The 14,002-nt window shown below is 72.6% G+C and carries 12 protein-coding genes; 5 read left to right on the top strand and 7 right to left on the bottom strand.

Going from position 1 to position 14,002, the window contains the following annotated elements; all coding sequences use genetic code 11:
- Positions 1 to 128: 128 nt before the first annotated feature.
- Genes ACTWQC_RS00220 through ACTWQC_RS00230 form a run of 3 tightly spaced genes read right to left on the bottom strand, consistent with a single transcriptional unit; the run spans position 129 to position 3,734 of the window.
- The gene (locus ACTWQC_RS00220; protein WP_443313381.1) at positions 129 to 737 is read right to left on the bottom strand and encodes a TetR/AcrR family transcriptional regulator; all 609 of its coding nucleotides are present in this window, start codon (positions 735 to 737) and stop codon (positions 129 to 131) included.
- Positions 738 to 781: 44 nt separating this feature from the next.
- A complete protein-coding gene (locus ACTWQC_RS00225; RefSeq protein ID WP_443313382.1) occupies positions 782 to 2,869 on the bottom strand; it encodes a YhgE/Pip family protein in 2,088 nt (695 codons plus the stop codon).
- Positions 2,841 to 3,734, bottom strand: a complete 894-nt coding sequence (locus ACTWQC_RS00230; protein ID WP_443313383.1) for an ATP-binding cassette domain-containing protein — start codon at positions 3,732 to 3,734, stop codon at positions 2,841 to 2,843. The genes ACTWQC_RS00225 and ACTWQC_RS00230 overlap by 29 nt, the downstream gene beginning before the upstream one ends.
- Before the next feature lie 218 nt (positions 3,735 to 3,952).
- Between ACTWQC_RS00230 and ACTWQC_RS00235 the strand changes: the two genes are divergently transcribed.
- The 3 genes from ACTWQC_RS00235 to ACTWQC_RS00245 all read left to right on the top strand — a co-directional run bounded on the left by ACTWQC_RS00235 (position 3,953) and on the right by ACTWQC_RS00245 (position 6,261).
- The gene (locus ACTWQC_RS00235) at positions 3,953 to 4,480 is read left to right on the top strand and encodes an SAV_6107 family HEPN domain-containing protein (RefSeq protein WP_443313384.1); all 528 of its coding nucleotides are present in this window, start codon (positions 3,953 to 3,955) and stop codon (positions 4,478 to 4,480) included.
- A 182-nt stretch (positions 4,481 to 4,662) separates the two neighbouring features.
- Complete coding sequence (locus ACTWQC_RS00240; RefSeq protein WP_443313385.1) at positions 4,663 to 5,424, top strand: methyltransferase; 762 nt, start codon at positions 4,663 to 4,665, stop codon at positions 5,422 to 5,424.
- Between the two features lie 405 nt (positions 5,425 to 5,829).
- The gene (locus tag ACTWQC_RS00245) at positions 5,830 to 6,261 is read left to right on the top strand and encodes a DUF3040 domain-containing protein (RefSeq protein ID WP_443313386.1); all 432 of its coding nucleotides are present in this window, start codon (positions 5,830 to 5,832) and stop codon (positions 6,259 to 6,261) included.
- 249 nt (positions 6,262 to 6,510) lie between these two features.
- Here the strand turns inward: ACTWQC_RS00245 and ACTWQC_RS00250 are convergent, their stop codons facing one another.
- From ACTWQC_RS00250 to ACTWQC_RS00265, 4 genes are all read right to left on the bottom strand, one after another.
- Positions 6,511 to 8,970: a transglutaminase family protein gene (locus ACTWQC_RS00250; RefSeq protein WP_443313387.1), complete on the bottom strand. Its 2,460-nt coding sequence runs from the start codon at positions 8,968 to 8,970 to the stop codon at positions 6,511 to 6,513.
- Positions 8,971 to 9,001: 31 nt separating this feature from the next.
- The gene (locus tag ACTWQC_RS00255) at positions 9,002 to 10,381 is read right to left on the bottom strand and encodes a DUF58 domain-containing protein (RefSeq protein WP_443313388.1); all 1,380 of its coding nucleotides are present in this window, start codon (positions 10,379 to 10,381) and stop codon (positions 9,002 to 9,004) included.
- Positions 10,381 to 11,448 (bottom strand): AAA family ATPase, encoded by a 1,068-nt coding sequence (locus tag ACTWQC_RS00260; RefSeq protein ID WP_443313389.1) that lies wholly within the window; start codon positions 11,446 to 11,448, stop codon positions 10,381 to 10,383. The genes ACTWQC_RS00255 and ACTWQC_RS00260 overlap by 1 nt, the downstream gene beginning before the upstream one ends.
- Positions 11,449 to 11,729: 281 nt before the next feature.
- Entirely contained in the window at positions 11,730 to 12,275 is a 546-nt protein-coding gene (locus ACTWQC_RS00265; protein ID WP_443313390.1) for a beta-class carbonic anhydrase, read from the bottom strand.
- A 376-nt stretch (positions 12,276 to 12,651) separates the two neighbouring features.
- Between ACTWQC_RS00265 and rsmH the strand changes: the two genes are divergently transcribed.
- A complete protein-coding gene (gene rsmH, locus ACTWQC_RS00270) occupies positions 12,652 to 13,608 on the top strand; it encodes a 16S rRNA (cytosine(1402)-N(4))-methyltransferase RsmH (RefSeq protein ID WP_443313391.1) in 957 nt (318 codons plus the stop codon).
- Positions 13,605 to 13,991 carry an FtsB family cell division protein gene (locus tag ACTWQC_RS00275; protein WP_443313392.1) on the top strand — a complete coding sequence of 129 codons (387 nt, stop codon included), beginning with the start codon at positions 13,605 to 13,607 and terminating at the stop codon, positions 13,989 to 13,991. The genes rsmH and ACTWQC_RS00275 overlap by 4 nt, the downstream gene beginning before the upstream one ends.
- The last annotated feature ends 11 nt before the right edge of the window (positions 13,992 to 14,002 follow it).

The following is a 14,002-nucleotide window of genomic DNA, read 5'->3' on the forward strand; positions in this document are numbered from 1 at the left end:
TTTCGTACGCGCGCCGCCCCGCGGCCCTGACCGGCCGACGAGCCCGGCTTACCCGGCCGACCAGCGCGGCTTATCCGCACGGCCGATCAGCGCAGCCGACCAGCCGAGTTGCTCCGGCCGCCTCCGGACTATCCGCCGCTGACCCGGCCCTGGAGGAGCCGGGAGAGCGCCGCGTGCACATCGTCCAGGGACCGCTCCGGCTGGAACGCCTTCCAGTCCAGGGCTGCGACCAGCACCATGCCGACCAGCGCCGCCGCCGTCAGCGGCACGTCGATCTCGTCGTTCAGCTCCCCGCGCTCGACGGCCTCGCTCAGCACCGTCTCCACCACCGCGACGGCCTGCTGCCGCACCACCAGCAGCGTGGACTGCCAGGCGCGGTTGGTACGCCACAGCTCGGCCACGTAGAGCTGGGTGAAGGCCGGATAGCGGTCTATGAAGACGAGCCCGGCCCGCATCATCGCGTCCAGCGCGTCCACCCGGCTGCCGCCGCGCTCCGCGGTCTCGTCCGCGGCCCGCTGCAGCGAGGCGGTGAGCAGTCCGACGCCGTGCCGCAGCAGCTCCTCGAAGAGCTCGTTCTTGCTGGCGAAGTTGTAGTAGACCGTGCCCTTCGCGACCCCGGCCCGGTCGGCGATCTCGTCCACCGTGGTGGAGGAGAAGCCCTTCTCGGCGATGAGGGTGACGGCGGCCTCGTAGAGCCTGGTGCGGGTCGCCTGACGGCGCCGGGTGCTGCTGTCCATGCGGCTGATTCTGCCCGCTGCGGGACGCGTTCTGATCACAGGCGTCACAGGCTCAGCTCCGGATGCAGCCGGTCGAGCGTCCAGACCTGCTTCCGGCGGGCCGACCACGCGGTGAGGGCGAGCGCGCCCAGCGTGTACGCGACCAGCACCGCGGAGCCCTCCCAGACGGGGCCCAGGCCGCCGCCCGTGATGAGCCGGCGCAGGCCGTCGACGACGTGGGTCATCGGCAGGAAGGGGTGGATGGCGTTGAAGAAGCCCGGACTCGTCTGCACCGGGTACGTGCCGCCCGCCGAGGTCAGCTGCAGCATCAGCAGCGCCAGGACGAGGATCCGGCCCGCGGGCCCGAAGCGCGCGTTGAGCCACTGCACGATGGCCGCGAAGCACGCCGTGGTCAGCAGCAGGAAGCCGACCGTACCGGCCGCCCGTACCATCTCCAGTCCAAGTCCCCAGTGCAGTACGGACATCAGCGCCGCCGTCTGCAGCACGCCGAGAGCGGCGACCGGCAGCCAGCCGGCCAGCGCGATCCGCCAGGACGAGGAACCCGCGGCCAGCGCCCGGCGGTTGAGCGGCTGGATGATCATGTACGCCACCATCGAGCCGACCCAGAGGGACAGCGGGATGAAGTACGGGGCGAAGCCCGTGCCGTAGTTGGGCGCGTTGTGCATCGACTGGGAGGCGAGCTGCACCGGGTCGGACATCACGGCGGTACGGGCGTCCCGGTCCTGCTTGTCGTAGTCGGGGATCTTCGCGGCGCCGTCGTGCAGTCCGCCGGCCAGCTTGCCGGAGCCGTCGGCGAGTTTGAACATGCCGCCGTTGAGGGTGTGCGCGCCGCCGGACAGCCGGTTGATGCCGCTGTCGAGGTCGGCCGAGCCCTGCTGAGCGGAGCCCAGACCCGTGTGCAGGGTGCTCGCGCCCTTGGCGACGGCCTGTGCGCCCTTGTTGAGCGCGTTGATCTTCGCCACGGCGGACTCGAGGTCGCTGCCCAGGGTCGGGGCCCGGTCGGCCAGGTCGAGCGCCATGCGGTTCAGGGCGTCGAGGTGGGAACCCAACTCGTCGAGGTTCTTGTGGTCCTGGACGAGGTTGTTGAAGTCCTCGGCCGTGTCCGCCGCGCTGTCGGCCGCGTCCACGAGCTTCTTCAGGTCGGAGCAGTCGGCGGTGATCTCGAGCTTGACCGGGCCCTCGCACTTGCGGGCGTAACTCTCCGCCAGCCGGTCGGAGATCTCGCGGGTGTCCTTGGCGGCCTGGGCGGCCCGGGTCGGCAGGTTGGCGAGGTCCTGCTTGAGCTTCCTGCTCGCCTCGGCGACGTGCCGGGCGCTGCTGGCGATTTCGTCGCCGTGGTCCTTCAGGAAGGGACCGGCCTCGTCGTAGGCGGCGTTGACCTTGTCCGCCAGCTCCTTGGTGCCGTCCGCGACCCGCCGCGAGCCGTCCTTGAGGTCGCGCGCCCCGGAGTGCAGCTTCGTGACACCGTCCTTCAGGTCACGGCTGCCGTCCTTCGCGTCGGTCAGGCCGTTCGCGAGTTCGCCGGCGCCCTTCTTCGCCTTGCCGATACCGCCGTCGAGGTCGTCGGCGCCCTTGGCCGCCTTCTCGGTCGCGCCGTGGATGTCGGAGAAGGAGATGAAGATCTTGTCGAGGAACGAGCGCGCGGATTTCGTGGACGCCGCGGACCGCACCTCGGAGAACACGCTCCGGGAGATCTGCCCGACGATGTAGTTGTTCGCGTCGTTGGTGCGGACCTTGAGTGCCCCGGTCTCCGGGCTGTCGCCGGAGCTCGACGCGATGCGCTTGCTGAAGTCGGACGGCATGGTGAGGGAGAGGTAGTACGTGCCCTCCGCCACGCCCTTACGGGCCTCCGCGGGGCTCACCTCGTGCCAGTCGAAGGTCTTGCTCTCGCGCAGGCCCTCGACGATGTCGTCGCCCGCGGTGATCTTCTTTCCCTTTGTGGTGGCGCCCGTGTCGGTGTTGACGAGCGCGACCGGGATCCGGTCCAGGTGGCCGTACGGGTCCCAGAAGGACCACAGGTACAGCGCCCCGTAGAGCAGGGGCAGGAGCAGCAGCGCCACGAGCGCCGCGCGCGGCAGCTTCCCCCTGCCGAACCGCTTCAGTTCAAGTGCGGCCAGTCTCGGCGAGCGCATCGGCCGCCCCCTCCTCGGTCTCGTCGGTCTCGGTCTTGCCGGTCTTGCCCGTCTTGTCGGGCGAGGTCGCGTCAGTCTCGGACTTGCCGGTCTCGGTTGTGCCGGTCTCGGTTGTGCCGGTCTCGGTTGTGCCGGTCTTGCCGGTCTCATCTGTCCCGGACTTGCCGGGCTTCGTGGTGGGGACGACCACCGCGCCATCCGGCGGCTGGCTGCACACGGCCAGCACCGTCGTCCCGCCGTCCGCCACGCCGCGCAGCAGCGCCCACGCCTGCTCGCGCTCGGCATCCGAGAGCTTGAGGTCGGCGTCGTCCACGGCCAGCAGCCGCGGTCGCGCCATCAGCGCGAGCGCCACCGACAGTCGCAGCGACTCCAGCCGCTCCAGGTCCCGTACGGCCGTGCGCGGCCCCTTGGGCAGGGACTTCAGGTCCAGCCCCGCCGCCTCCAGGGCGCCGTCGATCCGGCGTCTGGCGTCCTGCACGCGCTCGCGCCTGGGCCGCAGCAGGGCGCGCAGCGAGCTGTTGAACCGGCGCTGCAGCAGGGCCCGTTCGCGCAGATGCTCGGTGACGGTCAGCGCCGGATCGAGCTCGGCGACGCCCGGCACCGGGCCCAGCGCGCTGATCCGGCGTACGGCGGCCATCTTCCTGGGCAGCCGCAGCCCGGCGATCTCGGCGTGGCCCGCGCCCGGGCGCATACGGCCGGTGAGCGCGAGCAGCAGGCTGGTGCGGCCCGAGCCCGAAGGGCCCGTCACGGCGATCAGCGCGCCGGGCTCGGCACTGATGTCGATGTCCCGGAACGCCCAGCCGCGCGGGCCTTCGACGCCGAACTTCACGGCCGTGACCGCTGCCCCCTGTGGGGTGCTGTCCACGAACCCTCCCCTTTGAACTGACTGGTCAGTGCAAAAGTATGCCTCATGGTGGGCGGTTGTCTCAAACGCGTCCCGTCAACGGCGGGCAAGGGGCGGGGTCAGGAGGGCCCAGGAGCGGGCCAGACGCGGGGAAACTGCAGGTCAGGGCCGATTGTCAGTGGTGTGCCCCACGATGTCGGCATACGGCAAGAGCCGTCCGCGACGACAGGAGGTTCGTCATGGCCACAACGTCCGCCGCTGCGCGCCGACGCCGCACCACCCGTCCCGACCCTTCCCTGAGCGGCCCGGCGAGCGATGTGCACCCCGTAGTGCGCCGGGCCACCGCACCGCCCGAAGCGCTCGGCCTGCTCGCCCAGGCCCATCAGGGCCTCGACGAGGCGGCCGAACTGGAGACCCCGAACGAGCGCTTCGCCATCGCGCATCTCGCCGCGCTGCGCACCGCGGCCGCGGTGCTCGCCGTCCGCGGCAGGCCCGAGCCGACACCGCGCCGCAGGCAGCGCATCCGCAGCGCCTGGGAGGTGCTGCCCGAGGTGGCACCCGAACTCGCCGAGTGGAGCATGCTGTTCGCGTCCGGCGCGACCCGCCGCGCCCGCGCGGAAGCGGGTATACGCGATGCGGTCAGCTGCCGCGATGCCGACGACCTGTTGCGGGACGCCGGGATGTTCCTGCGCATCGTGGAGCGGATGCTCGTGCTGCAACCGGTGCTGCCGCAGCCGCGGATCGACGCCAGGCCGGACGCGGGATGAGTGCCTCAAGGCAGCGGGACGGGCGCATGAGGGCACTGGAATGAGCGCCTGAGGGGCAGCGGGATGAGCGCCTGATCGCAAGGGGCTGAGGGCAATGGGCTCCGGAGGCCATAGGGTGGGAACCACCCGCACCAGTTCGTTCCCGCCGTCCGCGGCGGTCCCGCGCCGAGGAGCCACTCGCTGTGTCCGACCCGATGCGCCCCCGCGCCTCTCTCCGTACCGCCGTGGTCTGGGAGGTGCTCCAGGACGCCCTGGACCGCCGGGTGAAGGCCGCGGGCCGGGAGAGCCTGGATGTCCTCGACACCGGCGGCGGCACCGGCAACTTCGCGGTGCCCGCCGCCCGGCTCGGCCACCGCGTGACCGTCGTCGACCCGAGCCCCAACGCGCTGTTCGCCCTCGAGCGGCGGGCCGCCGAGGCCGGGGTCGCCGACCGGGTGCGCGGCGTCCAGGGCGACGCCCACGGCCTGTTCGACGTCGCGGAGCGCGGCGGGTACGACGTCGTGCTGTGCCACGGGGTGCTGGAGTACGTGGACGACCCGGCCGAGGGCGTGCGTAACGCCGTCGAGGCGCTCCGGCCCGCCGGGACCCTGAGTCTGCTCGCGGCGGGCCTCGGCGGTGCCGTGCTCTCCCGGGCGCTCGCCGGCCACTTCACGGAGGCGCGGCACGCGCTCACCGACCCCGACGGGCGCTGGGGCGAGGCCGACCCGGTGCCCCGCCGGTTCACTCCGGAGCAGTTGACCGGCCTGGTCGCGGCGACCGGCCTGTCCGTCGGAGCCGTGCACGGCGTCCGGGTCTTCTCGGACCTCGTTCCCGGAGCGCTGGTCGACACCGAGCCGGGCGCGGTGGAGGCCCTGCTCAAGCTGGAGGCCGCCGCGGCCGAGCTGCCGGCCTTCCACGCCGTGGCCACTCAGCTGCACGTGCTCGCCGAGCGGGACGCGGACTGATCCCGTACAAGCAGGCCAAGTCCCGTACGAGCAGGCCCAGCACAGCGCGGTCCGTACGAGCGGGACGGGCCGGTACGGGTCCGTGGGGCATGGCCCTACGCGGTCCTGCCGGTCCCCCTCCCGGACGACCCACGGTCCGCCGCCAAGGCCTCTGATCGGCAGCGATCGGCGGATGCAGTAACCCACACGCCACCCGATCAGCCGCATCGCCCCGTATGATCGGGGAACACGGTCCGGCATGACGGACGGGAGGCCGGGGAATGCACTGCCCACCACCTGCGCTGCCATGGCGGTCCGGAATGGCGAATTGGCGCAGAGGGGCGGGTTTCACGGGGGCGATTCCCTGCCTATCCTGAAAGGGTCGCACCCCGGTCGCCCCCCGCGACCGACGAGTAGGAGGACTCCGTGCCGCTCTCGGAGCACGAGCAGCGAATGCTCGAGCAGATGGAGCGAGCGCTGTACGCCGAAGATCCCAAGTTCGCGACAGCGCTTGAGGGAAGCGGGCTGCGCACGTACACCCGGCGACGGGTCTACCAGGCGGTGGCGGGCTTTCTGGTGGGTATCGCGCTCCTCATGGCCGGAATGGTGGCCCAGCAGATCTGGATCAGCGTGGTGGGCTTCCTCGTCATGCTGGGGTGCGCCGTGCTCGCGGTGACCGGCTGGCGCAAGGCGCCGAAGCCCGGCGAGCAGACACCGGCGCAGACACCAGCAGCGGACGGCGGAGGCCACGGAGGCCACGGAGGCCACTTCCGCCGCCACCATCCTCGGCAGCGCCGATCGCTGATGAACCGTATCGAGGAGCGGTGGCAGCGCCGCCGCGACGAACAGGGTCACTGACCCTCACCGAACTCATGTGAAGGGCGGCCACCATGCGGTGGCCGTCCTTCACAAGTTCACATGCTCTGTCCTTCGCAGGCACGGCCCTTCACGTGGATGGCGCTTCACACGCGCAGCTCACGTGCGCGGCCTCAGCCGCACGCCCGCAAGACGCACGTTCACAGTCGTACGGTCGCTCGCACCGGCCGCGCCGCTCCCAACGGCCGCTTCCAACCGCCTCTCCCAACGGCCGGTACCAGCGGTCCGGCCTCAGCCCTGCTGCTTGCTGGGCCGGGCCCGGCGCAGCGTCTGTGCCCAGCGCTCCACGCCCCAGCGGGCGACCAGCGCGGCCCACCAGCGGGAGAAGGCCCACACCACCCGCACCGCCGAGCGCGGCGCGAGCAGCGCCCGCAGCCGGGCGCCCCGGCTCGCCGTGGCGTGCAGCCCTGCCCGCACTCGCCGCACGTCGCCCGCGAGACCCGGCACCGGATGCGGCTCGGGCGCGTACAACACCTGCTCGACCGCGGCCGCCACCCGCCGCGCCGACGCTGCCGCCGCCGAGTCCAGCCTGCCGCTGCCGACGAGCCGGTCGGCGGCCTGCCGCGGTGTCTGGGTGTCGTCCGGCAGGATGCCGTAGTCCCATCCGGAGTCGATGAGCTCACGCCAGGCCGCGAGCGTCTGTCCGGCCGCCGCGTCTTCGCCGGCCTTTTCCACGTCCTCCATCCGTACGGCCGCGTCCCCTGCCATGGCTCCGGCGCCGCTCAGCCGTCTGCTGCGGGTACGTACCCGCCACAGCAGGGGCAGCACGGGGACCGCCACGAGCAGCAGCCCGAGTGTCGTCCAGGTCAGGATCCTGGCCCAGGGCGGCCCCTGGTCCGTGGGACCGCCGCTCGCCTGCTCGGCTGGGATCCCGCAGTCGCCGCGGCGGCGCTCGTCGGCGCCGCAGCTCTGCGAGGGGGTCGGCTGCGCGGACGGCTCGGCCGAGCTGGACGGCCGGGGGAGGCCGGGGTCGGTGGCGCCGCCCGTGGGCGTCTCCTCGATCGCGTAGTCCGGTACCGTGCCACGGGTCGGGGTCGGCTCGAAGCGGGTCCAGCCCACGCCTTCGAAGTACAGCTCGGGCCAGGCGTGGGCGTCCTTCAGCCCGACCGACATCGAGCCGTCCGCCCGCGCCGAGCCGGGTGTGAAGCCCACCGCCACCCGCGCCGGGATGCCCAGAGTCCGCGCCATGGCGGCCATCGAGAAGGAGAAGTGGACGCAGAAGCCCTCCTTCTCCTTCAGGAAGCGGGCTATGGCCTGCGTCCCGCTGCCCGCCTGCACCTCGGTGTCATAAGTGAAGCCGCCGTCGGAGGCGAACCAGTCCTGGAGCCTGACGGCCCTCTCGTACGCGTCGGATGCGCCGGCGGTCACGTCGCGGGCGGTTCTGGCAACCACGTCGGGCAGCGCGTCGGGTACCCGCGTGTACTCCTTCAGCAGACCGGCCGACGGCGGCGCCGCGCCGGCCAGCTGATCCGCCGTCGGCTCCACGAGCAGGCTCGACACCTGATACTGCGCGCTGCGCGTCGTCTGTCCGCGGTCGCCGACCAGAGTGCGGCCCTCCGGTTCGAACCGCCACCGCCCGCCTATCTCGACCCGGGTGGCCGGGTAGGGAAGCGGCAGCCAGTTCTGGCGGTACCAGCCGGCCGCCGAGATCGTCGTCTCCACAGGGCTCGTCCGCACCGAGGGGCTCAGCCCGGGGGGCGCGGGCAGCGTCGGCGGTACGTCGCTGACTCTCCGCTCCGACGGCTTCCAGGAGCTTCCGTCGAACTGGTCGAGCGCGACGATCCGCAGATACATGTTCTGCGTGCTCTGAGCGTTCGTCCGGTAGGTCAGGACCTCCTGGTTCTCCGGCTGGTTGAGGCTGTTCTGCAGCGACACCAGCGGGTTCACGGCGGAGATCGTGCCGCCGCCGGGCCCGGCGCCCGGGCCACCCGTCCGCGCCTCCAGCAGCCCGCCGCCCAGGGAGGGCAGGGCCGCGGGCACCACCAGGGCGATGCCGAGCGCCACCGCGCCGATCCGCCGCCCGGTGCGTACCGGAGCGACCGCCGGGCCTCCGCTCTGTTCGAGCCCCGCCCCGAGGCGGCTCGGAGCCCTGGGAGCACCGCCGAACACCCGCCCCCACCGCGACAGCCGGTCCCGCCCCTCGGCGAGGAGCAGCAGCAGATATCCGCAGGCCGCGAGCAGGAACCACAGCCAGCCCGCGCCGCCGGGGGAAAGACCGGCTGCGACGGAGTACAGCGCGAGCAGCGGCAGCCCCGCGGGCGCGGCGCTGCGGTACGTCACGGCCAGCGTGTCCACCGTCAGGCCGATCAGCAGCACGCCGCCGACCAGCAGCAGCCGTATGCCCGAGGTGACCGGCGCCGGGATCGCGTACTGACTGACGTCGTCGGCGCCCTCGGCCAGCAGCTGGCCGAACTCACGGAACACATCGGGTCCTGGCAGCACCCCGCCGAGTGCCTGCTCGCGCGCGAACACCAGCGTCAGCAGCAGCAGCGTCACCAGCGCCTGCACCGCCACGGTCAGCGGTCTGGCCACGGGCACTCTGCGGGTCAGGGTGCCCGCCACGGACACGATCCCCAGCAGGAACGCCGCCTGCACGATCCACGTGGCCGGTTCGACCAGCGGCAGCAGCGCGCACGCCGCCATCAGCGTGGCCAGCACCGCACAGACCGTCAGCCGTCCCCGCCCGCTCATCCCGCACCCCCGCTCGTGCCCTGCCCCCGCTTCATCGCGCGCCGCCCGCCTGCGCGCCGGTGCCCGTGCCCGTGCTCGTGCTCGCGCCCGTGCCCGGGCTCGTATGCTGTCCGTCCGCCTGCCGCCACAGGTGTGGCAGGGACTCGCCGGGCCCGACGGGCAGCGCGGTCCAGCCGGCCTCCCGCAGCAACCTCAGCCGTTCCTCGAACGCCTCCTGGCCGTCGCCCCTGGCCTCCCTGGACCAGGCGGCGCCGTTCAGTACGAACGCCACCGCCGCCCCGCTGCGCTGCCGCATCCGGGCCACCACCGCCGTCTGCTCCTCGTCGAGGCCGCCGAGGAAGGCCACCAGCAGGCCTTCCCTGCCGCCGCGCAGCACCTCGTAGGCCCGGGAGAGATCCGAGCTCGCGGAGTGCTCGACCACGGCGAGCGTGTCCAGCAGCAGCCCCGCAACGTCCGACGAGTCCCCACCGGAGCCGCCCCCGTCGGGGCCGGGCACCGAGCTGCCGGTGTCGGTCAGCAGCCGCACCGAGAAGCCGCGCTCCAGCAGGTGCACCGCCACCGAGGCCGCGCCCGACACCGCCCATTCGAAGGCCGAGTCCGGCCCGGCCCCCTGGTGAGCGATCCGGCGGGTGTCCAGCAGCACCGTGCAGCCCGTGCGCTGCGGCTGCTCCTCGCGGCGCACCATCAGCTCGCCGTACCGCGCCGTGGACCGCCAGTGCACCCGGCGCAGGTCGTCGCCGTGCCGGTAGCCGCGCGGGATCACGTCGTCATCGCCCGCCAGCGCCAGCGAGCGCTGCCGCCCGTCGCCGTACCCGGAAGCCTCTCCGGAGAGCCGGATCGCGGGCAGCGGCTCGACGCGGGGGACCACGGTCAGCGTGTCGTACGAGCTGAAGGCCCGGGTCAGCTCGCACATCCCGAAGGGGTCGGTGAGACGCAGCTGCAGCGGCCCGAGCGGATAGCGGCCGCGCAGATCGGACCGGACGCGGTAGGAGACCTCGCGCCGTCCGCCCGGCTCCACCCGGTCCAGCACGAAGCGCGGCCGGGGCCCCAGCACATATGGCACCCGGTCCTGGAGCATCAGCAGCCCGGTGGGCAGCCGGGAGACGTTGTCGACCCGCAGGTGCACGCGCGAGTCCGAGGCCGCGGGCACGCGCGCGGGGGAGAGCCGCCGGCTGCCCGCCACCCGGTAGCGGGTGCGGAGCAGCACGGCCACGCAGACCAGCGGCAGCGCGGCCAGCAGCAGCCCCACCCGCAGCAGATCGGACTGCCCCAGCACGTAGGCGCACACGGCTGCGGCGACACCCGCCGCGAGGAAGGACCGGCCGCGCGTCGTCAGCCCGGCGAGCGCGGCCCGCAGGCCGCCCCGGTCCTCCTCACCGGCGTCCGGTGCCGGCGCCGGTGCCCCGGACATCACAGCCTCCGCGCGCCGGGCGGCTGATGACCGTGTGGCTCGGGTCCGTGCGGCTGGCGAGCCGGTGGCCGGTGCCCGTGCGGCTGCCGCCACTGCTGCGCCGACGGGTCGGGCACCGGGGTGAGCTGCAGGATCTCGGTGACGACCTGCTCGGACGTCCGCCGGTTCAGCTGCGCCTGCGCGGTGGGCAGCAGCCTGTGCGCCAGCACCGCCACGGCCAGGGCCTGCACGTCGTCGGGCAGCGCGTACTCCCGGCCGCCCAGGGCGGCCGCGGCCTTCGCCGCCCGCAGCAGGTGCAGCGTCGCGCGCGGCGAGGCGCCGAGCCGCAGCTCCGGGTGGTTGCGGGTGGCCGCGACCAGGTCCACCGCGTAGCGCCGCACGGAGTCGGCCACATGGACCGTGCGGACCGCCTCGACCAGCTTCACGATCTCGTGGGCGTGCGCCACCGGCTGCAGGTCGTCCAGCGGCGAGGCGCCGCCGTGCACGTCCAGCATCTCGAGCTCGGCCTCGGGGCTCGGGTAGCCGATCGAGACCCGGGCCATGAAGCGGTCCCGCTGGGCCTCGGGCAGCGGGTACGTGCCCTCCATCTCCACCGGGTTCTGGGTGGCCACCACCATGAAGGGGCTGGGCAGCTCGTACGTCTGCCCGTCGACCGTGACCTGCCGTTCCTCCATCGACTCCAGCAGCGCCGACTGGGTCTTCGGCGAGGCGCGGTTGATCTCGTCCCCGATGACGATCTGCGAGAAGATCGCCCCCGGCTTGAACTCGAAGTCCCGCCGCTGCTGGTCGAAGACGCTGACCCCCGTGATGTCGGAGGGCAGCAGATCGGGAGTGAACTGGATGCGCCGCACCGAGCAGTCGATGGACCGGGCCAGCGCCTTGGCCAGCATGGTCTTGCCCACGCCCGGCACATCCTCGATGAGTAGATGGCCCTCGGCGAGCAGTACGGTCAGCGAGAGCCGTACGACCTCCGGCTTGCCCTCGATCACGTTCTCCACCGACCTGCGGACCCGGTCCGCTGTGGTGGTCAGATCCGTGAGGCTCGCTCGATCGTCATAGGTCGTCACCCGGCCCTCCTCGGCCCGTTCTGCGGGCCGGGGCCCTTTCGACGGACCCGGCCCTCCCCGAAGCGTGCGCACCGCATCCCGGACGGCTCCGGAATGCGACGCCACACCACGCATTCTTGCTGCCGATATGGCTTCACGTCACTCGGCTGTGGATAACCGCGGACAACCAGGGTCGATATGAGATGACCGGGCGCCTTATGCACCGTTCGGAACAGCGCCCGGGGCGGCGCTTACAGCCCTGGGGGCCGCGCTCAGGGCAGTTCAGGACAGCTCGGGAGAGCTCAGGACAGGGGGTCTATCTCGCGCAACAGGCCCGTGTGGACGTCGAAGACGAAGCCCCGGACGTCGTCGGTGTGCGGCAGGAACGGAGACGTCCGCACCCGCTGCATCGACTGCCGGACGTCCTGGTCCACATCGCGGAAGGACTCCACGGCCCACGCCGGCCGCTGGCCGACCTCGAGCTCCAGCTCGTGCCGGAAGTCCTCGGTGAGGCTCTCCAGACCGCATCCGGTGTGGTGGATGAGTATGACGCTGCGGGTGCCCAGGGCCCGCTGGCTGATCGTGAGAGAGCGGATGGTGTCGTCGGTGACCACGCCGCCCGCATTGCGGATGGTGTGGCAGTCGCCGAGCTCCAGGCCGAGCGCGGCATGCAGGTCGAGCCGGGCGTCCATGCAGGCCACCACGGCCACCTGCAGGATCGGGTGGGCGTCCATGCCCGGATCGGTGAAGTCGGCGGCGTACTTCCGGTTGGCCTCGACGAGGCGGTCGATGACGGTACCCCCGCTGCGGGCGGTACGGCCCTCGGAACGGTGCGCTGATGTCGACATGAGTCAACGGTATGCGTCACCTTCGCCGGAGGCCGCCCGTGAGGCCGGGCAAAGCCGGTCAACGCACACCCTTGTGACCTAACCCACAGGCCTGATCCCCGCTGGGCCATACGGGTGAAGAACCGGTTCTGCGGCGCGCAGGCCGAGTTGGTTGACCGAGGGGACGAGTGGACTAAAGTGACGCGAAGTGGGAGGCGTGACGCTCCCCTCGGAACCGATTCCCCCGCGTGCGCGGTGCGTACGTACGGCTCGGCCTCCTCCCGCTCCCCGGTCGGCTGACGCCCCTTCCCCGGCGCCAGCAGGCCACTTCCCCTTCAGAGCGGGCGGGGACCCGGTGGTACGTGCGCCCGGTGCACGCCGGACCTGAGAGGGGCGCATGAGCGAGACCCGACATGTCCCGGTGATGCTCCAGCGGTGCCTGGACCTGTTGGCCCCAGCTCTCGCCCAGCCCGGCGCCCTCGTCGTCGACTGCACGCTCGGCCTCGGCGGTCACGGCGAAGCCCTGCTGTCCGCCTTCCCCGACGCCCGCCTCATCGGGCTCGACCGCGACCCGGTGGCGCTGAAGCGCTCCGGCGAGCGGCTCGCGCCCTTCGGCGACCGCGCGACCCTCGTGCACGCGGTCTACGACGAGCTGCCCGAGGTCCTCGACCGGCTCGGCATCGCGCGCGTGCAGGGCGTCCTCTTCGACCTCGGGGTCTCCTCGATGCAGCTGGACGAGGCCGAGCGCGGCTTCGCGTACGCCCAGGACGCCCCGCTCGACATGCGCATGGACCAGACGACCGGGATCAGCGCGGCCGAGGTCCTCAACACCTACCCGCCCGGCGAGCTCGTCCGCATCCTGCGCACCTACGGCGAGGAGAAGTACGCCAAGAAGATCGTGGAGGCGATCGTCCGGGAGCGGCGGAAGGAGCCGTTCAGCACCAGCGCCCGCCTCGTCGAGCTGATCCGCGAGGCGCTCCCGCAGGCCGCCAAGCGCACCGGCGGGAACCCGGCCAAGCGCACCTTCCAGGCGCTGCGCATCGAGGTGAACGGGGAGCTCGCCGTCCTCGAGCGCGCCGTGCCCGCCGCCGTCGCCGCGCTCGCCGTCGGCGGCCGGATCGCCGTCCTCTCGTACCACTCGCTCGAGGACCGGCTGGTCAAGCATGTGTTCGCTTCAGGCGCGGCGAGCAGCGCACCGCCCGGTCTGCCCGTCGTGCCCGAGCAGTACCAGCCGCGGCTGAAGCTGCTCACCCGCGGCGCCGAGCTGCCGACGGAGGAGGAGATCGCCGAGAACCGGCGGGCCGCCCCCGCCCGGCTGCGCGGCGCGCAGCGCATCCGGGAGGACGTGGCGTGAAGCGAGCCGTCCGCGGCAGGGCCGCGCGGCTGGCGCGGTTGGTGCCGGCCCGGTCCGGCCCGGCCCCCCGGATGCCGTTCGTGCTGCTCGTCGTGCTCCTCCTCGGCAGCGGACTGATCACGCTGCTGCTGCTCAACTCCTCTCTCAACCAGGGCTCGTTCAAGCTGAGCAAGCTGAAGCGGGAGACCACCGAGCTGACGGACGAGCAGCAGGCGCTGCAGGAGCAGGTCGACGGGTACTCGGCCCCGGATGCCCTGGAGCGGCGGGCGCGGGAGCTCGGGCTCGTGCCCGGCGGCAGCCCGGTCTTCCTGTTCCCTGACGGCACGGTCCGCGGATCGCCGTCCCCCGCCCCCGGCTCGTACGTGCCGGGGGCGGCGCCGTGACCGAAGCCCTC

The sequence above is a fragment of the Streptomyces sp. 8N616 genome, assembly GCF_052246385.1.
In the GTDB taxonomy this organism is placed as follows: domain Bacteria; phylum Actinomycetota; class Actinomycetes; order Streptomycetales; family Streptomycetaceae; genus Streptomyces.

Excerpts from the sequence above, each read along its gene's own strand:
- rsmH (WP_443313391.1), top strand. The coding sequence starts at position 12,652 with ATGAGCGAGACCCGACATGTCCCGGTGATGCTCCAGCGGTGCCTGGAC.
- ACTWQC_RS00225 (WP_443313382.1), bottom strand. The coding sequence starts at position 2,869 with ATGCGCTCGCCGAGACTGGCCGCACTTGAACTGAAGCGGTTCGGCAGG.
- ACTWQC_RS00265 (WP_443313390.1), bottom strand. The coding sequence starts at position 12,275 with ATGTCGACATCAGCGCACCGTTCCGAGGGCCGTACCGCCCGCAGCGGG.
- ACTWQC_RS00235 (WP_443313384.1), top strand. The coding sequence starts at position 3,953 with ATGGCCACAACGTCCGCCGCTGCGCGCCGACGCCGCACCACCCGTCCC.
- ACTWQC_RS00250 (WP_443313387.1), bottom strand. The coding sequence starts at position 8,970 with ATGAGCGGGCGGGGACGGCTGACGGTCTGTGCGGTGCTGGCCACGCTG.
- ACTWQC_RS00220 (WP_443313381.1), bottom strand. The coding sequence starts at position 737 with ATGGACAGCAGCACCCGGCGCCGTCAGGCGACCCGCACCAGGCTCTAC.
- ACTWQC_RS00255 (WP_443313388.1), bottom strand. The coding sequence starts at position 10,381 with ATGTCCGGGGCACCGGCGCCGGCACCGGACGCCGGTGAGGAGGACCGG.